Source organism: Aerococcus sp. UMB7834, assembly GCF_030215145.1.
GTDB lineage: Bacteria > Bacillota > Bacilli > Lactobacillales > Aerococcaceae > Aerococcus.
Genome location: NZ_JASOLI010000001.1, coordinates 174,916 through 199,534 on the forward strand (window position 1 = coordinate 174,916; position 24,619 = coordinate 199,534).

21 protein-coding genes are annotated in these 24,619 nt (G+C 44.1%); 5 read left to right on the forward strand and 16 right to left on the reverse strand.

Annotated elements, in window-relative coordinates; translation table 11 throughout:
- Positions 1-348: 348 nt before the first annotated feature.
- The 5 genes from QP339_RS00865 to QP339_RS00885 are packed head-to-tail and all read right to left on the reverse strand — an operon-like array spanning position 349 to position 6,738.
- A complete protein-coding gene (locus QP339_RS00865; RefSeq protein WP_284910023.1) occupies positions 349-1,374 on the reverse strand; it encodes a PTS fructose transporter subunit IIC in 1,026 nt (341 codons plus the stop codon).
- A 12-nt stretch (positions 1,375-1,386) separates the two neighbouring features.
- Positions 1,387-1,695: a PTS fructose transporter subunit IIB gene (locus QP339_RS00870; protein ID WP_070617383.1), complete on the reverse strand. Its 309-nt coding sequence runs from the start codon at positions 1,693-1,695 to the stop codon at positions 1,387-1,389.
- 18 nt (positions 1,696-1,713) lie between these two features.
- A complete protein-coding gene (locus QP339_RS00875) occupies positions 1,714-4,353 on the reverse strand; it encodes a glycoside hydrolase family 38 N-terminal domain-containing protein (protein ID WP_284910024.1) in 2,640 nt (879 codons plus the stop codon).
- Positions 4,354-4,372: 19 nt separating this feature from the next.
- The gene (locus QP339_RS00880) at positions 4,373-4,828 is read right to left on the reverse strand and encodes a PTS sugar transporter subunit IIA (RefSeq protein WP_284910025.1); all 456 of its coding nucleotides are present in this window, start codon (positions 4,826-4,828) and stop codon (positions 4,373-4,375) included.
- Positions 4,828-6,738, reverse strand: coding sequence for a BglG family transcription antiterminator (locus tag QP339_RS00885; RefSeq protein WP_284910026.1), 1,911 nt, complete (start codon positions 6,736-6,738; stop codon positions 4,828-4,830). The genes QP339_RS00880 and QP339_RS00885 overlap by 1 nt, the downstream gene beginning before the upstream one ends.
- 51 nt (positions 6,739-6,789) lie before the next feature.
- On the opposite strand from QP339_RS00885, the gene QP339_RS00890 reads away from it, so the two are divergent.
- Positions 6,790-6,924 (forward strand): hypothetical protein, encoded by a 135-nt coding sequence (locus QP339_RS00890; protein WP_284910027.1) that lies wholly within the window; start codon positions 6,790-6,792, stop codon positions 6,922-6,924.
- Here QP339_RS00890 and QP339_RS00895 read toward each other — a convergent pair.
- From QP339_RS00895 to QP339_RS00905, 3 genes are all read right to left on the reverse strand, one after another.
- A complete protein-coding gene (locus tag QP339_RS00895) occupies positions 6,914-7,741 on the reverse strand; it encodes a phosphoenolpyruvate hydrolase family protein (protein WP_284910028.1) in 828 nt (275 codons plus the stop codon). The two genes, QP339_RS00890 and QP339_RS00895, sit on opposite strands and share 11 nt — an antisense overlap.
- 2 nt (positions 7,742-7,743) lie before the next feature.
- On the reverse strand, positions 7,744-8,964 hold the full coding sequence (locus QP339_RS00900) for a Tm-1-like ATP-binding domain-containing protein (RefSeq protein WP_284910029.1): 1,221 nt from the start codon (positions 8,962-8,964) through the stop codon (positions 7,744-7,746).
- Between the two features lie 87 nt (positions 8,965-9,051).
- The gene (locus QP339_RS00905) at positions 9,052-10,239 is read right to left on the reverse strand and encodes a phosphoenolpyruvate hydrolase family protein (RefSeq protein ID WP_284910030.1); all 1,188 of its coding nucleotides are present in this window, start codon (positions 10,237-10,239) and stop codon (positions 9,052-9,054) included.
- A gap of 204 nt (positions 10,240-10,443) precedes the next feature.
- On the opposite strand from QP339_RS00905, the gene QP339_RS00910 reads away from it, so the two are divergent.
- Positions 10,444-12,651: an LPXTG cell wall anchor domain-containing protein gene (locus QP339_RS00910; RefSeq protein ID WP_284910031.1), complete on the forward strand. Its 2,208-nt coding sequence runs from the start codon at positions 10,444-10,446 to the stop codon at positions 12,649-12,651.
- A 566-nt stretch (positions 12,652-13,217) separates the two neighbouring features.
- On the opposite strand, the gene QP339_RS00915 is transcribed toward QP339_RS00910, so the two are convergent.
- The 7 genes from QP339_RS00915 to QP339_RS00945 form a co-directional block, all read right to left on the reverse strand.
- On the reverse strand, positions 13,218-13,397 hold the full coding sequence (locus tag QP339_RS00915; RefSeq protein ID WP_284910032.1) for a DNA-directed RNA polymerase subunit beta: 180 nt from the start codon (positions 13,395-13,397) through the stop codon (positions 13,218-13,220).
- A gap of 8 nt (positions 13,398-13,405) precedes the next feature.
- A complete protein-coding gene (murA, locus tag QP339_RS00920; protein ID WP_284910033.1) occupies positions 13,406-14,707 on the reverse strand; it encodes a UDP-N-acetylglucosamine 1-carboxyvinyltransferase in 1,302 nt (433 codons plus the stop codon).
- A gap of 119 nt (positions 14,708-14,826) precedes the next feature.
- Entirely contained in the window at positions 14,827-15,462 is a 636-nt protein-coding gene (upp, locus tag QP339_RS00925) for a uracil phosphoribosyltransferase (RefSeq protein ID WP_070617351.1), read from the reverse strand.
- Between the two features lie 107 nt (positions 15,463-15,569).
- Positions 15,570-16,586 carry an L-threonylcarbamoyladenylate synthase gene (locus QP339_RS00930; RefSeq protein WP_284910034.1) on the reverse strand — a complete coding sequence of 339 codons (1,017 nt, stop codon included), beginning with the start codon at positions 16,584-16,586 and terminating at the stop codon, positions 15,570-15,572.
- On the reverse strand, positions 16,564-17,466 hold the full coding sequence (gene prmC, locus QP339_RS00935; RefSeq protein ID WP_284910035.1) for a peptide chain release factor N(5)-glutamine methyltransferase: 903 nt from the start codon (positions 17,464-17,466) through the stop codon (positions 16,564-16,566). The genes QP339_RS00930 and prmC overlap by 23 nt, the downstream gene beginning before the upstream one ends.
- Positions 17,450-18,532: a peptide chain release factor 1 gene (gene prfA / locus QP339_RS00940; protein ID WP_070617339.1), complete on the reverse strand. Its 1,083-nt coding sequence runs from the start codon at positions 18,530-18,532 to the stop codon at positions 17,450-17,452. Before prfA ends, prmC begins: the two co-directional genes overlap by 17 nt.
- Positions 18,533-18,555: 23 nt before the next feature.
- Positions 18,556-19,158, reverse strand: a complete 603-nt coding sequence (locus QP339_RS00945; protein WP_284910036.1) for a thymidine kinase — start codon at positions 19,156-19,158, stop codon at positions 18,556-18,558.
- Positions 19,159-20,010: 852 nt separating this feature from the next.
- On the opposite strand from QP339_RS00945, the gene QP339_RS00950 reads away from it, so the two are divergent.
- Together QP339_RS00950 and QP339_RS00955 are read left to right on the forward strand one after the other, a co-directional pair.
- The gene (locus tag QP339_RS00950; protein WP_284910038.1) at positions 20,011-21,369 is read left to right on the forward strand and encodes a Mur ligase family protein; all 1,359 of its coding nucleotides are present in this window, start codon (positions 20,011-20,013) and stop codon (positions 21,367-21,369) included.
- Positions 21,366-22,007: a type 1 glutamine amidotransferase gene (locus QP339_RS00955; RefSeq protein WP_284910039.1), complete on the forward strand. Its 642-nt coding sequence runs from the start codon at positions 21,366-21,368 to the stop codon at positions 22,005-22,007. Before QP339_RS00950 ends, QP339_RS00955 begins: the two co-directional genes overlap by 4 nt.
- 178 nt (positions 22,008-22,185) lie before the next feature.
- Here the strand turns inward: QP339_RS00955 and QP339_RS00960 are convergent, their stop codons facing one another.
- Positions 22,186-23,400, reverse strand: a complete 1,215-nt coding sequence (locus QP339_RS00960) for an AI-2E family transporter (RefSeq protein ID WP_284910040.1) — start codon at positions 23,398-23,400, stop codon at positions 22,186-22,188.
- A gap of 116 nt (positions 23,401-23,516) precedes the next feature.
- On the opposite strand from QP339_RS00960, the gene QP339_RS00965 reads away from it, so the two are divergent.
- Positions 23,517-24,545, forward strand: coding sequence for a lactonase family protein (locus tag QP339_RS00965; RefSeq protein ID WP_284910041.1), 1,029 nt, complete (start codon positions 23,517-23,519; stop codon positions 24,543-24,545).
- The last annotated feature ends 74 nt before the right edge of the window (positions 24,546-24,619 follow it).

Below are 24,619 nucleotides of genomic sequence, written 5' to 3' on the forward strand. Positions count from 1 at the left end.
TATTCTTTATTTTATCATAAGATGCTAACCTATAAATACTTACCCTTAGATAAATACTACATCAGTAATTTTAAATATAATAGTATAATACTAGCTAATGTAGATGTGTGCGTTATAATAATTAACAATATTGTATAATTGTTGCAATAATATTAACAAAAATATATTTCTAAGTGTTTACTAACTCCTGAATCGAACAATTTAACTCCTTATAATAAAAGACTTTAATCAAAAAAAGCTAATTGACATCTCTTTCATCACTTGAGCAATGCTAGTGATGATAAGCTAAAATGCCAATCAGCTTTTTTTCATTAATATTTTAAATATCGTTACTACTATCTACCTACTCTACGCTTCAATTTTCTCTTTCTTTCTGCTCTTTAAGAAATTAACCATCAAAGCTGTTACTAAACCACCAATCAAAATAGAAATAACATACGTAATCATGTTATCTACGAATGGGATTGCCATAAAAGTAGACATCATCGTTTGGTGTGTTCCACCAAAGAAACCGTTCAATCCTGCACCTACCGCCGTTCCGACAACAATACTTGGAATAACTCGCGTTGGATCAGCAACTGCAAAAGGAATCGTTCCTTCAGTAATACCGATAATCCCCATGATTAAAGCAGATTTACCATTATCTCGTTCGGCTTCTGTATATAATTTTTTATTTAGTACAGTAGCTAGCCACATCCCAAAATTAGGTAAGCCTATACCGATTAACATGGCTGTACTTGCTACATACGACCCCGATGTAAATGCTGCTGTACCAAAAGCATAGGCAATTTTATTAATTGGGCCACCCATATCCACAGCCATCATAGCTCCTAACAGTGCTGATAATATTACAGCATTTGTTCCTTGCATACCATTAAGCCATGATGTTAATAAATTAGTTAGAGCTGTAATTGGTGGACCTACAACATACCACATTAAGATACCAACAACTGCTGTTGCAACAAATGGAATAAAAATAATTGACTTAAGCGAAGCTAGATTCATTGGAACTTTAACTTTCTTAAGTAACTGAACAAAATATCCCACTGCCAGGCCCGTAATCATCCCACCAAGGAAACCGGTTCCCATTTCATTTGCCACAATACCTGTAATGAAACCTGGAGCTAAACCAGGACGATCAGCTACACTATATGCAATATATGCCGAAATCATTGGAACAATGAATTGTAAACCTGACTGCCCAATAAGTCGAACGACTCCCCAGAAAGTATCGGTTTGATCCCATACTTCTTGCCCACCAAAGATAACAGCTAATGAAGTTAATAAACCAGCTGCGGTTACTAAAGGAATAATATAAGATACACCACTTTGAAAGTGCTTAACGATATCCTTTCCAAACTTTCGATCTGCCATGATCTTTTCCTCCTATTTTATAAGTTCTTCAGCTTTCTTTATAACTGCTTCGCCATCACGAATTGTTTCTTTAGTTGATACTTCTAGTATCTCTTTTCCTTCAAATCGATCACGTTCTGTTACATTGGTATCGACAGAGAAAATGACAACATCAGCTTCAGTAACTTCTTCTGCTGAGATTTTGTTTTCGAGACCCATCGCACCTTGTGTTTCAACCTTAATCTGATGACCTGCTGCTTCTGCAAATTTTTCTAGATTGGCTTTTGCCATATAGGTATGTGCTAAACCGGCGATACAGGCTGTTACTGCAACTATTTTCATTTTGATTACCTCGTTCCTTTACTTTATTAAAGTAATAAATTTATTTTTATTCAATTCTTTTACATATTCTTCTTGATTCGTTTCATCTAATTTCACTGGAGTCCATTCAAGTAATTCATCAGGTAAGTCTACCGTTCTTTTCAGATAAGGATTAAATACCCTTAGAACACTTTGACCTTTATTATTTATATCGCCTTTTAAGCATGATACGCCTAAATCTTCCATATCAACTTCCATAAAGGAGTCAGAAATCTCGTAGAGTTTTTCTTCTCGTTTTTGACTAAATATCATCCGTCCATTTAAGAAGTCTGCACGTTCATAACTAGGAATATGCGTTAAATAATCTTTAGAAAGACGTGATAAATTCATAGCTTCAATATTTTGACTGCCGTTGATATGAACTGCAAATTCACAACTTATCTTCCCTAATAATTGAGCATCTGGTGTTTCAACAATCGATTCACCTGAAGCACGTCCAGGACGATACAAGAGATCTTCCTTCCCCATATGACTAAAAGTTCTAAATAGAGTCAATTTTAGGGTATCGTCTGCATCACCCACAATTTCGTATTCCCGAACTCCTCCAGTTATTACTGAGAAGGTCTCCTTATCTTGACTTAAAGCACAATAGCTTTGCATGGGGTCAATTGATATGGGCATTTCATCCCACTCTTCTTCTTCCCATATAGCCAATTCTGGCAGATGAACTTTACGTTGAATAGGGCCAAATAATTGATCAGCATAGGAATATTCTGAAGAAATGCCTGTCTTAAATTCAACAGCAAATTTATGACTTAATACTTGATTGTCCACATCAACTTTAAATTTAATAATTTTACTGTCTTTTTCGAGATCAATTCTTACTGTGAGAGGAACTGTAACCGAGTTTTCTTTCTTCGCCCGTTCCTTAAGATCGTAAGGTAGCTCTACTTGCAATTGGACGATTAACGCCTCATTGATTTCAGATTGATATTTTTGAGCTTTTATGCGCGTAGCTTGAGTAGAATCAATTCTATAATCTTGGCGTGGTGGGGAATAGTTATATGAATCTCCATCATCCCCTTGATCAACAAATATCATTTGATCTTTATAAGTTTTCCCTGTTTGTTTATCTAAAATACTGATTGCATTATTATCTTGTAAAGTTACTACATAATTATCATTTTCAATCTTTAGATCATCTTCTATTAATTCATACCGATTCGAGTCAATGGTATTTTTACTCTCTATAGCATAAGAGTTGTACCCCAGGCCATTAAGATCCATAAAATGAACTTTAAATTTAACTTTATATACTTTTTCAGGTATAAAGATTGGCTGACTTGAGTCAATTTTAATCGTTTGATTAAGTACATAATCCGTTAGGTCTACACTTTTCTCAATTACAATTGGAACAGTTTTATCAGTACTTAAATCTTTTAATTGAAAATTGAGACTAGGCACATAGGCTTCGACTTCAACCATTCCTGTATATCTTTCTGGAAATGGATTGAAAACTGTTAGTAAAATTTGCTCATTTGATCTGATTCGATTGGAAATTGTTCGCATAGTTCGTTCCAATAAATTAGATGCTAAATCGTTAGCTACTTTATAACGATATTCAACATCACGATTGGTCCAATCGCTATTGCATCCACCAATACTGTCGTGAGCAGCATTTTTAAATAATTGCTTCCAAATCTTCTCCACAACCGCATGTGGGTATTCCATTCCTAATTTTTGACTTATTAACAGAACTGGCTCCAATACATTTACCAAGTAACTTTCAGTTTCATTATTTAGTTGCTTTAAATCGGCGCGAGTTGAGAAGATTGTCTTATGAATTCGGCTATGTTTCCCCTGAGTCAATTCACCCGTCCAGGTTGATAACTCCTCTTCTTTTTCATTTAATTCTTTAAAGAAATTCTCAGGATCTCCCATCACATACTGATTAGAAGAATCAACCTGGTTCATTCTTTTAACTAATTGCGGTAAATTTTCACGAATTGGAGCTTGATCATGGCCATAGGGAGCATATACAACATTAGTATTTGACTCCTCGGCAACAACTTTTTGGAAACGATTTAAATAGTCTAGCATATCCTCCTCTTTTTCTGGTACTCCAAATTCACCTCCGAAATTATAGCCATGTCTGAAGTTGTTAGCTATTACTATGCTACCATCGTCACCTTGCCACTTAAATTGAGTGTCTTTAAAACTTGTATCTGCAATACCTCGCCAAAAAACAACATCTGTAATTCCAAAACTTTGGTAAATTTGTGGCATATTGCCTCCTTGACCAAAGGCATCTGGCACATAACCAATTTGCATAGAATGGCCTAAACTTTTTGCTAATCTTTGACCATACAATAAGTTTCTAACAATTGATTCCTGACTAACAACTAACTGGTCGGTTTGTGTATACCAAGGTCCTATATAGAGTCTTTTATCAGTTACTAATTTTTTAAATCTATCAATATCTTCTGGATGATAGTCTAAATAATCTTCCGCTAAAAAGCTCTGTGCATCTAAAATATAGGCCCTATACTCTTTATCTTCCTCTAGAACATCCATCACTTCTTTAACATGTTTTAAAAGATAAACTGTCGATCGTGATGTGTTGAAATACCATTCTCTATCCCAGTGTGTATGAGGTATAATATGGATCTTTTTCGACATATAATCTCACTCCTTATAATTAACGCTGATTCAAACTTATAGTTAATTCATCTAAATTTTCTGCTTGTTTTAAAGCTTCAACATAAGAATCATCCATTAATTTAGTAGACAGGTAAGCTAACTGTCTCAAATGTTCATCTTTTTCGTCTCCATCTTTAATAGCTAGTAAAAAAACATATTGCACTGGTTCGTCATCCTCCTGAGACCACGAAACAGGATATTTCAAACGGGCCATAGCAATTGAAGACGATTTAACCGTTCTGCTCTTACCATGAGGAATAGCAATTCCTTTTCCTATATTTGTCGGGATTTCTTTTTCTCGTTTCCATACGCTTTCAATGAATTCATCTAAATTACTAATATTATGTGATTCCAATAAACATTTACTTAAAGATTCAATAACATCCGATGGTTCTGTAGCTACTAAATCATAAATTATATTTTCTTTTGTTATTTCTATGGTTATATTACTCACTACCCTAGCTCCTCTCTAATAATTGTCTTGAATTCCTTGTAGCTTTGAGATTTGATAAGATTGTTGACAGTTGATTCTGAAGAGATTAGAGCATTAAAATCAGAATAGATTTGTGATAAATGTTCTTTTATTTCTTGATTAACCATAAACATAAATACTATATATACTTTATCTTTATCCCATTTAATTCCTGATTCATTCTTATAAACCATTACAGCTGATTGCTTGACATAATGGTAATCACCATGAGGCATTGCAATTCTTCCTATGGCTGTGGAAGATAATTTTTCACGATTTAACACACTTGTTTTAAAGTCTGCTGAAATGAATTCTTTCTCTTCAGCTTTAGAAATAAGCTTAGCGATAACAGATTCTTGTGTATCTAACTCGGTAGATGAAGTTATAAATAAATCTGAATCCATTAAATCAATAAATCTCACAGTACCTTCACTAGGTTCATTCAAATAACGAGAAATACGTTTAAAATCGTTACCATCCATAATTGGCTTTACATTAATGATTGGAGTATTTGTTTCATTAATAGGAATGGTTGATATAATCGTTACATTCTTATAATTATTTTGCTGGTATTGTGTTAAACCAACTGTATCGATAATATTAATTTGATGGCCAAATTTATTTTTTAACTGCTGCTCTAATAATTTAGCAGTTCCTAGACCACTTCCACATACAATAAGTACATCATTTGTTAAGCTTTGCTTTTTACGTTCAAAAAATGCCTGAATATGAATGGCTACATATGCAATTTCATCCTCTGTAAATGAGAAATCCTTTGACTTGAATAAATGGCGTACAAGTTCCTCGCTTAGTTCAAAAGCATAAAAATATTTCTCTTTAATTTGATTTAAGTACGGATTTCGAATACTCATATGGTTTTTTATACGATTAACTGCTGTTTGTAAATGAATTTCTAAATCTCTGAGTAATTCAGCATCAGGGTTAATCGTCCTAAGATCTTGGTAAATTTTTTGCTGCAAGTCACTATTATTTGCTCGTATATCATCTTTTTTTGGATAGTTAATTTGATTAACATTATTTTGCTGAATCATTTTAATATGTAAATTCAAATAGTATTGTTCTTCATCTGGCATCTCAAGGCCAAATTCATTTTCAACCTTAGTTTTTAATATTATAGTATTATGCTCTAATGGTTCCTTACTATTTATATTTGAAACCAAAAATTTTTTTAACATTCTTTCAACTGCAATACTTGTGTGAATGACTAAGGAAGAGAATTCAAATTCCCCCAAATATAAACTAGTTTCAACAGTAAATTCATTGATAAGTTTGCAAACTCTATCCACAGTTTCTAAATTGACTAAGTCTTCAGCAGCTTTCGATATGCGAAGAGACAGATCCAAATGATTTTTTGGATTTGATTTTGCTACAATTTTATTTTTGTAAGAATTGATTAAGGTTGATAATAATTGCCTCTTTCCTTTTTCATTACAATCAATTTTTAAGCCCCGCGCATTTCCTATAATTTCGATATCATATTCAGCTAACTCATCCCTAACTTCTTGAAGTAAACGTTCAAAGATTGTGCGACTAACAAATAACTGATCAGAAAGGTATTGAATTGTTAACTCCTCTTCAGCATTCAATAACATTGCGAGTGTTTCTAATTTACGCTTTTCATTCACTTGATAGTCATTAGTTTCATTCAATTGTGATTTTTCTATTTTTGACAAGTCTCCCTTAATTTGAGCTCCCTGGTAGGGAATCATTTCAATTTGAATATCATAGCCTTTCTCCTTGAATTGTTGATTAATATCTTCAATTAGACTGCTTACTTTATATCGCGAAAGATTTAATTCTCTGGACAAATCACTATAAGTTAAATGACTATTATCTAAAATTAGTTTGATGAGTTTTTCAGATTGATTCACATCTCATCCCCTCCTAAACCTTTCATACTTATTATACTTTAGGAAGATTTTTTGAAAACGGCAGCTATTTTAAAACGCTTTCAAATCCATGAGGTACCTATTAATAAATTAAAAAAACGCCTTGGAGCAGTTAACCCAACTGCCTCGAGGCGTCTTGATAAATCCATATTATTATTTATTGGTTAATTTGTTTAAAAGCTTCTGTTTGAGCTTTGATGCTTCGTTCTGAAGCTAACCGTTCGATACTTGAAGCTCCAAAGAAACCAACAATACCATCTACACGATCGATGATATACTTCGCATCATCTGGTTCTGCAATTGGGCCACCATGACAAATGACTAAAATATCTGGATTGACTGATCGGCCGGCATCTACAATTTCTTGAATGCGCTTAACACAATCATCGAGTGTAAGAGCCGTTTGAGCTCCGATATTACCTTTCGTCGTCAAGCCCATATGAGCAACCAAGAGATCTGCTCCAGCCTCTGTCATTTGCTTAGCCTGGTCAGCATCAAATACGTAAGGTGTCGTTAGCATATCCAGTTCATGAGCTTTTCGAATCATTTCAACTTCTAGATCATAACCCATTCCAGTCTCTTCTAAGTTTTGACGGAAGGTACCATCGATTAGGCCGACCGTTGGGAAATTCTGCACTCCGGCGAATCCTTGAGCTTTTAATTCTTTCAGGAAAACATCCATCACACGGAATGGGTCTGTTCCATTAACGCCAGCTAACACTGGGGTTTCCTTCACTACTGGGAGAACTTCATGTCCCATTTCTTGAACAATTGCATTAGCATCTCCATAAGCCAATAGGCCAGCTAATGAGCCTCGACCGGCCATACGGTAACGGCCTGAGTTATAGATAATGAGGAGATCTGCACCACCAGCTTCACTACTCTTAGCAGTAATTCCTGTTCCCGCACCAACTCCCAGTAAGACATGCCCCTCTTCAACTTGTTGTTTAAATTGTTTTAATAGAGCTTCTCTTGATTGTGTCATGACTATTTACCTTCCTTTTCTACATTTTTAATGAGTTCATCTACAGCAGATTTAGCAAATGCTTCATCATTAATATGCAAGTCTTTTTCTATAATCGTAACATCTGTTCCAGACAGTTCTTCCTTTATTGTATCCATGACTAGTTGATCAACTTCAGGATTATAAAATTCCTTACCTACTTCATCTAACCCTGAGAAACCTTTTTTAGGAAATAGAATAGTCGTTTCTTTGCTTGCATTTTTAAGTTTCTGAGCGATTATTCCAGCAATATTCTTAGCCTCTTCTTTAGTCACTCGCATCAGAGTTACTGTCGGATTATGTTCATAGAATAAACGATTTGAAAATTCTTTGGGTACAGTTTCCTTGGGTCCAAAGTTGACCATATCCAGAGCCCCTAGAGATACGACTTGGGGTACTTTCTTGGAAACGGCTGCTTCTAAGCGGTGGGGGCCTGCATTCAAAACGCCGCCTACGACTTCATCACACCATTCGGTTGTTGTCAAGTCAAGAACGCCATCGAAATAATTTTCAGAAATCAAACGCTCCATTGTTCGTCCGCCGCTACCTGTCGCATGGAAAACAATCGTCTCATAGCCTCTTGCTTCAAGTTCTTTTTCAGCATATTTAATAGCTGGTGTGGTCAAGCCAAACATACTAGCAGCAATAAGCGGTTTATTATCCTCTTTCGCTTTGTAGTCATAACTTAACATACCAACCATGGCATGAATCGCATTTGAAAAGATATGCCTCGAGATGTCATTTAATCCTTCTACATCCACAATCGAAGGAAACATGATGATATCGCTTGTCCCAATATACTGACTAACATTTCCGCTAGCCATTGTAGATACCATGATCTTAGGAACGCCAATTGGTAATTGACGCATTCCCGCTGTAGCGATGGAAGAACCGCCAGATCCTCCAAGAGCAATTACACCATCAAATTTTCCTTCTTGGTAGAGTTTCGGAAGGATTTTTTCCAGTCCTTGACTAAGAACTTTAGTTGCTTTAGCTCGGTTTTTATCTTTTACGATTTTTTCAATATCTTCATTGACTGCTCTTGCAATCTCTTTATTATTCACCTCGACTTCTAATTCTGATTCAAAAACACCAATATGAATCAAATAGGTCTTTAAACCAAGTACTTCAAATTCTTCTTTAACAAAACTAAATTCGCGTGCTTTTGTGTCAAAAGTTCCAACAATGGCAACTGTTTTATCCATAATTGTCACCTCATAAATTATTAGTTATCGATAACTTACAAGGCTATGATACCGTTTACAAAACCAATTATACATGTCTTTAGATAACTAGTCCTTGTCTTTATATGACTTACGATAAAAACTTGGTGATTGCCCGTAATATTTTTTAAACAGTTTACTAAAATGACTGTAATTAGGGTAACCGACTTGTTGTGCTACTTCTTTAAGGGAGAGAACCGAGCGGCGGAGTAATTTTTTACTCAAATTCAATCGATAATTAACTACATATTCCGTAAAACTTATTCCAATCTCCTTCTTAAATAAGCGTGAGAGATAAGCAGTAGATAAATGCAACAAATCAGCTAATTCAGATAAGGAAATCTCCGATGCGTAATGCTCATCAATAAAGCTCTTTATAAAGCGGATATAGTCCGATGGTTCCATCGTATCATCTGTTAGATTCATTAAATAATTACGAGTCTCTTCATTACGAAATTCATTCACTAGATACTTAAAACTATGTTCAGAAGGTATCCGTTCAAAGACTGATCCCCCAATATATCCATCCACGTAAGGATTATTATTAAAAATAAAATGAGTATCTGGCGCATTATCAATTGGTCCACCGTATATCATAAAAAATTGATTGCTTTGTTTGTTGATACGTTTGAAAGTATTTAAGACGAAACGATGGGTAGATTGTAATGAAGATATCTTCTTGGCACCTAGAGAGCCTCCAGTTGTCAATCCAAGATGCAAGCATAGGATATCAGGGCTAATTTTCTGCATAGTCAGCGCTTCTTCAAGAGTATGGACAAAGGCCACGGTAAAAAGGCCTTTCTTTTTGGCTGCTTCTAATAACTTGACCTCGGTCATGAAGCCTAACTCCCGACTCTCTAAGGCTGAACGAAAACGACCATCAATTAAAGTGACCGTAGGATAATTCGTGATACCTGCGACTCCTCCATCTATTAGATCATCCATGTACTGGTCCAGATCAATCGTTGGATCACTAGCAAATAGGCCTAATATCAATGGACTTGCCAAGTTGCGTGGCCAAATTTCATGCTGGTAGAGCTTTAGAACCTCCTCGTTACTATTAGATGAAGACAAGTAGGCTCCGTAAGAACTAACACCTCTTTGACGGTAAATTCCTGAGCTTAAAATAAGCAAAAAATCGACATCACTCTCTTCTGCATTCTTAGCGGTTAACCCTGATCCCACTGAAGCACCAATTAAATATTCATGATTATCTCTTTTGCGCTCAAGACTTTTGAGGATATCGTGTCGCTTCATAGCCCTCTCCCTCCAAATGAATTTATTTTATTATAGCATTAGACATTCAAAGGTGAAATCTCTTGTCCTAGCAAGTACTTTAGCATTCCAATCCAAACTAATTCCCCCTTTACACATTCCACACACAATCTTAACCCAATCTCAACACGCCTCTGCTATATTTGAATTAGAATACCACACTTATATTTTACGAGGAGGTCAGCCATGCACACGCCCAAAATTTTCTGCACCAAGTCCAGTCGTTTTCTTCTGTCTTTGATGGCTTCTGGAGCAATCTTCATCGCTGCTAATGAGGTTCAAGCGGCTGAAACTTCAAGCCATTCAGGCTCAGTGGATAGCCAAAGCAATTCTGTTCTTAGTTCGGAGACTGAGTCCCAGACCTTACCACCGTCGTCAGCAGAAGCACCTGGTCAGATCATAGACGACCCCGCCATTCCTAGCCAAGGACGCTGGACCAGTGGTGAGGTCCATGTCCACACCACTTCTTCCAATGATGCGAATGCTTCTTATAATGAATTTGAAAACATTCTAAATGCCGCCTACCGGGAAGATGTGGACCAAATCCCAGCTGCTGGTCAAGCCAGTCTCGATCACAATAGCAGTTTTGATTATTTAATGGTGGCGGACCACCTGCGCAAGTCTTCCCGGAATCCTCAGGGTCAGGAAGAAGTCACACCACAGTACAAGGTCATTGAACAGCAGGTTGATCAATTTAACCAACTTAAAGAACAGGGCAAATATAAGGGTAAGATCTTCTATTCAGGTTTTGAATGGGATATGTTCCAGCTCGACCACGGCACTGTAGGTATCATTGAAGCTGGGACCAACCGCGTGCCGATTGAAGCCATTCAAGAATTTGAGTGGAAGTTTGCCTATGACACGCCTACTGAGATCTTTAATGACAATGAGCGAGACAATTTCGGTGAACGCCAAAATGAGAAGGCAGATATTAATAACACCTTCAAAGGAGTCCACTGGCTGCAAGAGAATTATCCGAAATCTATTGTAATCGCCAACCACCCTTCCCGCCACGCAGAAGGCAATGGCGAAGTAAGAATTGAACATTTACGCAAGATGCACGACACCGCTCCCGATGTCTTTATCGGTCTTGAAGGCATGCCGGGTAACCAGCTGGGCTATGACCGGGCAGAATTACCTAATGGCTATACGCTCGGTGGTGCTGACAAGATGATTGCTGAACTTGGTGGGGTATGGGACGCTCTCTTGGGAGAAGGACGTCACCTCTACAACTTCGCCAATTCAGACTTTCACTTCAAGGTGAGCGATAACCGCATCTATAGCTCGGGCTACTGGCCAAGCGAGTATTCGCGGACCTATACCTATGTTGAAGGCAATACCTTCGAAGATGTCGCCGATGGGATGCGGGCTGGCCAATCCTTCAGTGTTTATGGTGACCTCATCACGGGACTCGATTTCAGCATTGAGCAAGGCAACCAAATTGCTGATATGGGTGGTGACCTAAATGCTATCAAGGGTCAGGATGCTAAACTTGTCATCCGTTTTAGAGAGGGCGACTTTAACAATTACCAGCCCATTAGCCCTGACCACCAGTCCGGGCTGACCAACCAGCCACACTTAGACCACATTGATGTCATTTCTGGTCGCATCCTGGGGCCTAGTGCAGATGCCTCTCAAGCGACCAATCCAACTACCGAGCTCATCTATCGCATCACCCGCGACCAATTTGGCAAGAAAGATGCAGAGGGTTTCTATACGGTTAATCTTCCCATCCAGGTAGACCAGGACCGCTACTACCGACTCCGCGGTACCAACCATGGCTTGAACGTGCCAGGTGAAACAGATGCTGAAGGGAATCCCCTCCCCGACTACCATTTGACCAAGCCTCAAAAAGAAGAGGGTGAATCGGATGCTTCCTATATTGAACGCATGGCTGCCCACCTGAACGAAGTCAACGATCGAAACTATAGCGACTTATGGTTCTACTCCAACCCTATCTTTGTTTGGGCAGTAGAAGCAAGCCCAAGCACTCCCCTACCCTCTCAGCCTTCAGAAACAAGCTTAGATCCTACTAGTAAGCCAGAGCCCTCTCAAGACCAAGGCGACAAGCAATCTAGCCGTCCAGTGACTCCTATTCCTAGCGGCCAAGGAGTTGGGCTAGTGACTGGAGAAGTGCGCTCAGAGCCTCAAAAAGATCATAATACCTCTAAAGAAACTAAGGACCAATCTGGTCAAGAGCTTGTAAGGACAAATCTTGATTCCAAGCAAACTAACTCAAAAGCATCTGGCCAGACAACTGAAGTAAATAAAGCAAATAAAGCTGTCTCTAGCCAGTCTCAACTCCCTCAAACAGGAGCGACCAGTCTCGCTGGACTCGGCCTCAGTTTGATTGCGGTGGGCAGCTTATTGAGTTTCAGAAGCAAGAAAGCCTAAGCTCCTTCATAATTTATAGTAAAAATAAAAATCCAGCAGCTTCACTGATTTCTCCGTGGAAGCTGCTGAATTTATTGTTTTTTTGACTTATAAAATATAAATGAGCATTGTTTTTAGGATTTAAATAAAACTAGTATTACAAAATTTTCTGCTGTTTCCCTCGTGAGCAGAAGTGGAGCGTTGAATTTGGCCCTTAGACATGAACGAGAAAGCCTCAGGGTGTAAAGGCTAGCGGGAGAAATAGATCTCTGGAGCAAAGAGCCAGAGAAGACTGAAAGTCTTCGGTGGATTTTGGTGAAGAGAAGCTATTTCTGCTAGCCTGAACCCGACTAGATGTGAATTAGGGAGAGTTGGCGTAAGCCTTACTCTCCATTTGAAGCTCCTAGGCGAGAGACCTTGGCTCGAGCCGGTGCTATGCTTTAGCCGTTGGAGCTTTAGCGACTTACGGATAAAGTACAAGACGGCTTCAGCCGTGTTGGTCCTCTGAATATTCAAGGGCCAAATTCAAAAGTGCAAGGTATGCTCACCAGGACAATTTGTTTAAAGATTTTTCATTAAATAAAACCCTATCCCCTAAAATAACCCAACAAATGCTGCCAGACCTCGCCGTCAAAGACCTTAAGGAAGAAATAGTCGCTGACCAGGCCATAGCCTAGCATGAGTCCAATGATAAAGAGGCAGACCAGGGCCAGGAAATAGAGGCCCCAGCGCTGCCAAGTCCTCAGACCGCGCCTTGATTTCGCCATAGGGCCACCTAGTCGAAGAAGTCGCTGGCTGGCCGGCTTTGCAATTCGTCGGCGTCAATCCGCTTGATATCCGCCCCCAAGGCTTGAAGCTTGTCTTCCAAGTAGTGGTAGCCCCGGTCCAGGTACTGCAATTGAGAGACAACAGTTGTGCCTTCTGCCATCAGACCCGCGATAATCAAGGCTGCAGCGGCTCTCAGGTCGGTCGCTTGGACACTTGCGGCTTGGAGCTGACTTGGGCCTTCAAAACTCACGGTGTCGCCGTGGATTTTAAATTGGGCATCCATACGGCGGAGTTCTTCCAGGTGCATGAAGCGGTTCTCAAAAACGGTCTCTTCCATAATCGAACTGCCCTCTGCACGAATTTGGGCGATGGTAAAGGGCGCCTGGAGGTCGGTTGGGAAGCCGGGATAAGGCAGGGTTTTGACATTGGTTGCCTTCAACTGGCCGTCTGATTTCACCAGGACAGCGTCCATTTCTTCCACGATTTCGACTCCCATTTCTCGTAACTTGGAGATCAGGGGCAAGTTGTGTTCGACCAGAGCATCCTTGACCAGGACCTCGCCCCCGGCAACGGCAGTGGCTAGGATAAAGGTTCCGGCTTCAATCCGGTCGGGGATGACGCAGTGGTCGGTCCCGTGCATGGATTCGACACCCGTAATCTTAATGGTATCGGTCCCGGCGCCCTGGACTTGGGCTCCCATCCGGTTGAGGTAGTTGGCTAAGTCGACGATTTCTGGTTCCTTGGCCACATTTTCAATCGTGGTAACCCCTTCGGCCAGGACGGCGGCCATCATGATGTTTTCGGTCGCACCGACGCTGGGGAAGTCCAGATATATATCAGTCCCCACAAGCTGGTCGGCCCGGGCTTCAACATAGCCATTGGTCATGGTGACCTCAGCTCCCAAGGCTTCAAAGCCCTTGATATGGAGGTCGATCGGCCGCGAGCCAATGGCACAGCCACCTGGCATAGCGACCTTGACATGGCCAAAACGGGCCAGGAGCGGACCCATGACTACAACGGAAGCACGCATCTTGCAGACCAGTTCAAAGGGCGTTTCGGTCCTTAACTGGCCTTCTGAGACCACTTCAATTTGTTGCTTGCCTTCGTCAAAGTGGACTTCTGCGTCCAAGTAAGCCAGCACTTCTTTCATAATATAGACGTCCGATAAGAGCGGAACGTTGTTGATTAAATTTTTCCCTTCAGAGGCTAAGAGGGTCGCAGCTAAAATCGGTAGGACCGCATTCTTGGCCCCATCAACCTTGACCTCTCCCTGGAGGGTCTTGCCTCCCCGCACAATTATATTCTCCATGTAACTGGAAACACCACCTTCATCAGTATTCAATTAACTATTATACACAAAAAAATCCAAGTGATAAAGTCTCCCCACTTCTAGTGAGGGACTGACTTGGATTTTTGTATGCGGCTGGCTTAGAGGGTCCCGAAGAGACGGTCACCAGCGTCACCGAGGCCCGGAACAATATAGCCATGTTCATTTAGTTTTTCGTCCAGAGCGGCTGTATAGATGTCGACTTCTGGATACTTGTCTTGGATAGCCTTAACCCCTTCTGGTGCGGAAACCAGGCAGACAAAGTCAATGTGGGCAGGGTCCACATCACGTTTCACCAAGGAGTCGATAGCCATAAGGGCTGAGCCCCCAGTTGCGAGCATAGGGTCGACGATAATCACTTGACGCTCTTCAATGTCATTAGGCATCTTGAAGAAGTATTCTTGGGGTTCCAAGGTTTCTTCATCACGGAACATGCCAATATGGCCCACCTTAGCAGCTGGTACCAGGGTGAGGATCCCATCAACCATACCCAAACCAGCTCTCAGGATCGGTGCGATAGCGACTTTTTTACCGGTGATCATTTTTTGCTTGGTCATAGCAACTGGTGTTTCGACTTCCACTTCTTCAAGTGGTAGACTGCGGGTGACTTCATAGCCGAGGAAGACCGTAATCTCATTGACAAGTTCACGGAAGCCCTTGCTCCCTAAGTTCTTATCCCGTAACAAGGTCATCTTATGTTGGACCAATGGATGATCAATCACGTGTAATTTTCCCATTTTTTGCCTCCAATATTTAGATTCGTAGTCAAACTTCTCTACTTACTTTACCACTAATTCAGCTAATTGCAAAGAGAAATAGCTGTTTAGTCGATGAAAAGCTCAGCCTAGGCAAAGACCTGGCTGCTGGCCTTGAGCAGGCGGTTCTGGTAGCCTGCTGAGGCTTCGCCCGCGTCGATCCATTCCACGAGGATCAGGTCAATATCCTGGCTGTCATCGGCTTTCCGCAAGGCGTCGAAAAGGCGCTGGGTAGCAGTCTCCAGGCTTGGGCCCAAGGAATAGGTCTGGGCGACAGGAGGCAGGCCAGCCAAGCTAGCCTCCTGTCCGGCGCAGAAGATGGCCTTGTCAGTATTAGCTTGAATGACTTCCGCCATCCGCTCAGCCGCCACGGCATAAACCGTCTCATGGGGGCTGTAGTGGCGGTACTTCATCCCGGGTGCCTTGGGTTGATCATCGGCAGCGACAGTTAATTGATCAGGGTAAGACACTTTGACCCCGTCCAGAACCCCCTCGATCTGGGCCTTGCCAATCTGGCCTGGGCGCAGGATAAAGAGTCCGCGGGGATCGGACAGGTCGAGAACCGTCGATTCCACCCCGATTCGAGTGGGTTGGCTGGCTAGGATACCCGCAATCTTCCCGTCGAAGTCGTGGCGGACATGGTCTAGCTTGGTCGGACTAGGCTTCCCTGACAGGTTGGCAGAAGGCCCCACAAGCGGAAAGCCCACCGCTTCGATTAACTCTAGGGTCAAGGGATGGTCCGGCATCCTGAGCCCTACCGTATCCAAGCCACCCGTCACTGTAGGGGCGAAGACCCCTTCCTTGACGGGCAGGATTAGAGTCAAAGGGCCTGGCCAGAAAGCCTCCTGGAGTTTTTTCACCCAGCTTACTTGGTCAGGGGTCAGGTCTCTCACATAGGCGAAGAGGTCTTCCTTGTGGGCCAGGTGGACAATCAGGGGATTGTCGCTCGGCCGTCCTTTGACTTGGTAGACGGATTGGACGGCTTGGTCGTTGTTGGCGATGGCGCCGAGACCAAAGACCGTCTCTGTGGGAAAAGCCACCAATTGGCCATCCCGTAATTGCTGGGCCGCTTCGTCAATACGGTCACTCTGATAAATTTCCGTCATCTTCTCGCTCTCCTTCCTTGGACACCACCAGGAAGCGGTCGTGCCCGGCAAAATCTTCTTCAATACGGTAGTGGTAATTATGCGGCAAGTGAGTCTGGCAGTAAGCTAGGAGCCGGTCGCCTTGGCGGTAGCCGATTTCTGCGATGAAACTGCCGCCTGCTTTGAGATAGGCATCCAGGTCATCGATAAGTCGGTAGTAGATAGCATAGCCCTCTTCTTCAGCAAAGAGCGCTAGGTCGGGTTCATAGCGCTGGACATCTTCCGCTACTTCATCTATCTCCTGGCGACCAATATAGGGCGGATTGGACACGATCAAGTCAAAAGTCTGCCCCTGGATGGCCTGGTAGAGGTCGCCCTGGGCCAATTGGATATCTGCCTCTAGGGCTTGGGCATTGTCCCTGGCCACGGCCAAAGCCTCTTCTGACAGGTCAGTCGCTGTGATTTGCAGGTCGGGGCATTCCTTCTTCAGGGTCAGGGCAATGGCTCCCGTCCCTGTTCCAATATCGACGACCTGGGCCTGACGGGGAAGCTCTCCCTTAGCAAGCAAGTCTTTCACCCGGTCCACCAAGAGTTCAGTCTCCTGGCGGGGAATCAGGGTGGCCGGCGTCACCTTAAACTTGTAGCGGTAGAAGTAGGCCTCCCCCAGAAGATACTGGTAGGGACAATGGTCCTTGGCAATACGCTGGATGCCCGCTTCATAAGCCGCATAGTCTTCCACTGACATGCTTTGGAATTGGTATCGGTACCAGTCGCTCGGCTCCCAATCCATCAGCCCTAGGAGATAGTGGTAGGCAATGGCCTCCTCACAGCCCCGGTCGCTTAAAAAAGAAGAAGCCCCTAAGAGAGCTTCTCGGTAGGAGCCGTTAAATACTTTGTTCATTGAGTTCCTCTAATTTCTGAGCCTGGTCAGCCAAGATGAGGGCATTGATAATTTCTTCCAGTTCACCTTGCATGATCCGATCTAATTTTTGGATGGTCAGGTTGATCCGGTGGTCGGTGACCCGGTTTTGGGGGTAGTTATAGGTCCGGATCCGTTCTGACCGGTCCCCTGTCCCTACCAGGTTCTTCCGCTTGCTGTCGTATTCACTCTGTTGTTCCGCTTGGACGTGTTCATAGACCCGGGACCGTAAGATCAGCATAGCTTTCTCCCGGTTCTGTTGCTGGGACCGTTGATCTTGCATGGCCACTACAATCCCAGTTGGAATGTGGGTCAGACGGACAGCGGAAGCCGTCTTGTTGACGTGCTGGCCCCCAGCCCCTGAGGCATGGTAGATGTCGGTCCGGATATCGTTGGCATCGATTTCAAAGTCTAGGTCTTCCAATTCTGGCATCACGCCGACTGTCGCTGTTGAGGTATGGACCCTGCCCTGGGATTCGGTCTTGGGTACCCGTTGGACACGGTGGGCCCCACTCTCGTATTTGAGCTTGGAATAGACCTTGTCGCCAGTAATTTGGAGGATAATTTCCTTGTAGCCGCCGATGTCATTGCTGTGGGCTTCGACCACGGAGATCCGCCAGCCCTGGCTCTCCGCATAGCGAGAGTACATTTCATAGAGGTCAGCCGCAAAGAGCTGGGCCTCATCCCCACCTGCTGCCCCGCGGATTTCCATGATAATGTTCTTGTCATCATTAGGATCGCTCGGCAGCATGAGGACACGGATTTCTTCTTCTAATTGGTCGCGCTCTTCCTTGAGCTCTTTCAGTTCTTCCTTGGCCATTTCTAAGAGTTCTTCGTCTGATTCATCAGCCAGGATTTCTTCGGCCCCTTCAATTTGGTCCACGACATCCTTATAGTGTCTGAAGGCCTCAACTTTAGGTCGGAGGTCAGCTTCTTCCTTGGATAGGTCGCGGAAGCGCTTGGCATCATTGATGACATCGGGGTCGCTCAATAACTCGGCCAATTCCTGGTAACGGTTGATAAAAGTATCAATTTGATCTAATAGCATGCAATCTTCACTCTCTTTTCCTTTTATGCTCGCTTAGCAATCTTACCGTCCTGCATGGGCGGTTGCTTGTAGTGTTTACGGCAAACGGGATAGTAGGATTCATTTCCCCCAATTTGCACCTGGTCGCCATCATAGCAAGGCACCTCATTATGGACCCGCATATTCATGATCGCCTTCTTCTCGCAGAACCAGCAGATGGTCTTCACTTCTTCAATCTTATCGGCCACTAGCAAGAGCCGTTCTGAACCGGTGAAGAGATGGTTTTGAAAATCATTCTTCAAGCCAAAAGCCATGACCGGGATATTCAAGTCGTAGACGATCTGGGCGCACTGGTCGATATGGTCAGCGCTCAAGAACTGGCTCTCATCGATAAGGACACAGAAAACACGCTCTGCCTGGTTTTCCCGAGCAACATAGTCATAAATATTTAAGGTTCCATCAATCGCCACAGCAGGCCGCTCATGACCCACCCGGCTGGCAATCACGCCTTGGCCGGACCGGGTATCCACGGCGCTCGTCATCACGATCACCCGCTTAGCCTGTTCTTCATAATTGTGGGCCACCTTGAGAATTTCAATCGATTTCCCACTGTTCATTGCTCCATAGCGAAAATATAATTGTGCCAAAATACCACCTATTCCTTCCCGACTATTCACTTAGTCAGATAAATACCTTATTAATCATACTTGGCAGCCGGCACTTAGTCAATATTTGCCCCCAAGTTCTTGGCAGAAGATGGGAAGTTCGAACGCTTAAATTATAACATGTTTGCATAAATTTATACATTTAGGCCCTTCAAATTATGGTATCATAGGGAGCAGACAGGGTCCAAAACCCGATGAAGTGGAGTAAGAACTAAGCGCTCTGGTTCACACCCTAGTGGGGTTCGGTCTGGCAGCTTTCCTGTCACTTCACAAGTCTCCGCCGCAGTCTGTTAGACTGCTCTGCTGACTTGCTCCAGTGAAGGAAAGCTAAACGCCAGCCTTCATACCCTTTACAGTCGTGTTTAGGCGCACAGAAGTGGCTCTTCTTCACAAAATTTCGCTGAAGTCTTCCAGACTTCCTCGATCTTTTGCTCCAGAGGTCCACTTCTGACCGTGCGCCTTCACCCCCTTACAGTCGGGTTCGCAGTTGCAGACTTAAAGTGACTTCATCTAATCGGAACGATCGGCTGATGCCGCTCTTTTCCGATTAGCTTCCAGTCATTCAAGTCTGGGCGCAACTGCTCACACCCTGTGTAGTCGGGTTCGGTCTGGCAGCTTTCGTATCACTTCACAAGTCCCCGCCGCAGTCTATGAGACTGCTCTGGTGACTTGCTCCAGTGAACGAAAGCTAACCGCCAGCCCTCTCACCCTGCTAGTCGGGTTCGAGGATGCAGAAAGGGCTCCTCTTCGCAAAAGCCCGTCGAAGGCTTTTACTCCAGAGGTCCCTTTCTCCCGCATCCTCTCACACCCTTTAAATTAGAAAGGAATTTATCCATGCGTTTGAAAACTCAATTGGCGGCTTTGGCTGGCCGAGCTTCTTACTGGGGGCTCCATACCTTTACTAAGGGGGGATCGAGTTTGCCTGGTAAGATTGCCAAGAAAGTCGATCCGGATGTCTTACAGGAGCTAGCTAAGGACTACCGCATTGTGCTGATTACAGGAACCAATGGCAAGACGGTGACGACTGCTTTAGCGGTCAATATCCTCAAGCAAGTCTACCCCCATGTCTTGACCAATCCTACTGGGTCCAATATGATCCAGGGCATTACGTCGACCTTCGTGAGCCAGGCTTCGACCAAGTCAGGCCAAGACAAAATTGCTATTCTCGAAGTGGATGAGGCGAGCCTGCGCCATGTCACCGCCCAAGTGACACCTGAATTAATTGTTGCGACCAATATTTTCCGCGACCAGATGGACCGTTACGGCGAGATCTATACCACTTACGACTTGATCTTAGAAGGGGCCGCTAAGACGCCTCAAGCCCGCCTGCTCTTGAACGGGGATGCCCCTATTTTTTCTTCTAAAGAGACAGCTAATGAACGAGCCTACTTCGGCTTCGCTAATGGAAATAAGGAAGAAGACTTCCTAGCCCACTACAATACCGATGGGGTGATCTGCCCTAAATGTGAACAGATCCTCCACTATCATATGATTACTTATTCCAATCTGGGTGACTTCTTCTGCCCGAATTGCGGCTTCCAACGCCCCGAGCTCCAGCATGCGGTGACGGCTATCCACGACCTGACCCCAGACCAGGCTAGCTTCGCGATTGACGGCGAGGACTACACCATTCCCGTGGCCGGACTCTACAATGTCTACAATGCCCTAGCCGCCTATTCCGTGGCCAAGCACTTTGGCCTCGACCACTTGACCATTAAGCGCGGCCTAGCCTCTGCCCAACGGATCTTCGGTCGGCAAGAAACGATCCAGATTGAAAACAAAGAGGTCCGGATCAACCTGATCAAGAACCCCGTTGGCCTCAACCAAATCATTGAACTGATCAAGCTTGAAAAAGATGATTTTGACCTCATCTCTATCCTCAACGACCAGCCGGCTGATGGCCAAGACATTTCTTGGATCTGGGACGGCAACTTCGAGGACCTAGCCCAACTCGACAAGGTTCAAGACACCGCCTATGCCGGCATGCGGGCCGCTGACTTGAAACAGCGCCTGGTAGTAGCTGGCTTTGACAAGGACCAGCTAGACCCGGTTGAAGACGCGGTCAGTCTCATTAAATACATTAAAGAATCACAGTCACAGAAAGTTTATATCTTAGCTACCTATACCGCCATGCTCGAACTCAGACGGGCCCTGGCTGCGGAGGGCTATGTGAAGGAGCGGATGCAAGCATGACCCTCAGAATCTGCCATCTCTATGGCAACTTGATGAATACCTACGGCGACAATGGCAACCTCCTCATGCTCCAATATATGGCCAAGGAGAAGGGAGAAGCAGTTAAAACCGACCTCGTCTCCCTCAATGATCCTTTCGATCCCGATTCTTATGACCTGGTCTTCTTCGGCGGCGGCCAGGACTATGAACAATCCTTGGTAGCTAAGGATATCCAAACAAAAAAAGCGCCCCTGACCCAATACATTGAATCAGGCGGCGTCCTTGTGGGCATCTGTGGCGGCTTCCAGCTTCTGGGCCACTACTATATCAATGCCCAACACGAGCGTTTGGAAGGCTTAGGAGCGATTGACTACTATACCGAAACCGAAGCCAACCGTCTGATTGGAGACATCGAGATCTATAACGAGCGCTTTGACCTGACCCTCCAGGGCTATGAAAATCACGCCGGCCGCACCTATCTGGGTCCTGGCGTCCAAGCTCTGGGCCAAGTCAAAAACGGCTTCGGCAATAACGGCCAGGACCAAACAGAAGGCTGCCTCTACAAGAACACCTTCTGCTCCTACTTCCACGGCCCCCTCCTCGTCCGCAATCCCAAGCTGGCAGAGATCATCATCGACCTCGCCCGGAAAGTGGACTAAAAATAAAAGCCTATAAAAAATCTCTTTACCCACTGGACTTTAAAAAACAATAATATTTTTTCCACTAAAAAGAGGCTGGATACTTGTCCAGCCTCCTTTATATTTAAATCCAAAATTCAAAAGCAAAACGGATGCTCACCAGCACAATTCAAATTAGAACAAGTTTTTTTAGAGGATTTTATTCATCCGAATCCCATTCAGCCAGCAGGTCTTCCTCATAGAGCCCTGAAACTTTGCGGTACCACTTGAAGAAGTAGGTAAAGATCAGCTTGAGGATGGCGTAGCTTGGAATGATAATAATAATCCCGATAATGCCGAAGAGTTTCCCCCCAGCGATCAAGAGCAACATAATGGTAACGGGATGGATGTCCAAGTTGGAACCCAAGATATGGGGCGAAATGACCCGGCCTTCGATGGTCTGCTCAATCATGAAGACGACGAGGACTTTGACCACCATGATAGGCCCTTGGACAAGAGCGATAATAATCGCTGGGATCATGGCTAAGAAAGAACCCAGGTAAGGGATCAAGTTTAGGAAGCCCGCCAAGACACCGAGAATAATCCCGTACTGAAGGCCAATAATCGAATAGCCCAGCATAAACATAATGGCTACCGAGATGCCGACCATAATCTGCCCACGCACATAGGCTGAGACTTGTTGGTTCATCTCAAAGAGCAGCTGCATGGTCGACGAACGGATGGGGTTAGGAACGACCAAGGCCAGGTTTTGTTTCAACTTGGGCCCGTCCTTTAACATGTAAAAGAGGATAAAGGGCGCCGTTACAATGGCTAGGATGAAGTTGGACAGGACGCCCACAATTGACCCGATAGAATCAATGGCCGAATTAAAAATCGTCGACCAATTAATGGAATTGCCCTGGATGAAGTTGAGTCCCCAGTCGTTCAAGAGATTGACCCCCTCTTCAAACAAGGGATTGTGGTAGAAACGCTGCAAGGGCTGGTCGTAGCTCGAGATCAGCTCATCCCAGTTGGATACTAGAGACTGGGACTGGGCAAAGAAGACCGGCGTCAGATAGGTCAGGATCAAGACTGCTATCCCCATCAAGACGAGGACCAGGATAGCCCCCCACTGCCGCTTGACGCCCCGCTTTTCCAAGCGGTTGACGATAGGCACGGTCAGGTAATAGAGGATGGCTGCTAAGATAATGGGCAAGGCAATCACGCTCACGAAATCCAAGACGGGATGGAATAAGTGGGCAATCCGACTAAAGATCAATAGGAATAAGGCAATTAAGATGAGTACAAGCAGCAATTGAAGCCAGCGATTGCTCAAGAAAGACCGGAAGGAATGGTAGTTAATCTTCTGCAGTTGGTCGCTTCGTTCTTGCCAGTACTGGTTCATTTTATCATTTGGGTTTCGCTTATCAGTCATCGAACTCCCCCTCTAGGAATAATTTACTTTTATTGCTTAAGTATACAATATATTTTGTTTTTGGCCTAACCCAGGTCCTGAACTTATAGTAAAATTAATATGAAAGGTGGATTAACATGGACCAATTTTATCTCGGGGCCTATACCGATGGCTCCAATACGGGCATCCACAGCCTGAGCGTGGACCCTAACTTAGACCAGCCGCTTAAAGTTGATCGCCTCATAGAAGAGGCCGACCCCTGCTACTTCTGTCTGTCAGCCGACCAGAAGTCGCTCTTCACTCTGTCCAATGCAGGGTCAGAGCCGGGGGTTAGCTACTACCGTTGGACGGGTGAAGGCTACCAGCTCGCAGACCGCTTAGCTTTTCTCGAAGAGCCAGCCTGCTATGTGAGCCTGAGCGCAGATGAGCGTTACGTTCTCTGTGCCTCTTATCGGCAAGCTAGTCTTATCTTAATCAAAGTCCAGGCAAATGGCAAACTCGAGCTAGCGGATATTGTCCAGCGCACCGGCTCAGGGCCCCATCCCAACCAGGACCAACCCCACTGCCATTACTTCAAACAGTACCGGGATAGCCCCTACTTCCTAGCCTGCGACCTAGGGACGGATGAAGTCCTCAGCTACCGCATCCAGGAAGACAAGCTCCAGCTGGTCGATATTCTCACTATCCCAGCCGGCTCAGGCCCCCGCCACTTGGTCGCCCATCCCACGCTCCCCTATGTCTATGTCCTGAGCGAACTCTCTTATACGGTAGATGTGGTCCAGATCGACGAGACGCCCAGCCAGCTAACAGCTCTCGGCCGCTACCAGACCCTGGATCAAGCCCCCCAAGCCTTCAACTCCAGCGCAGCTATCCGGATTTCTTCCGACGGTCGCTTCCTCTACTGCTCCAACCGAGGAGAAAACACTTTGACAGTCTTTGCCCTGAGTAGAGATGGTCGAAGCCTGGACCGCATCCAAGTCATTGCCAGCCAGGGCGACTTTCCTCGGGACTTCAACCTATCCCCCGATGAATCCTATCTCCTGGTGGCCCACCAAAACGATGGCCACTTGCGCCTCTTCGATCGCGATCCCGAAACTGGCCTTCTAACAGCTAAAGACTTCGACTACCAGCTCGACCAGGTCGTCTGTGTCCAAAGTATTTCTTAAATTTTCTTCAAATTTAGGTCAGAAGCCCGTGGTAGAGGCGAAACTTTGTTATATTGGAAGCTGCTTATTTAAGC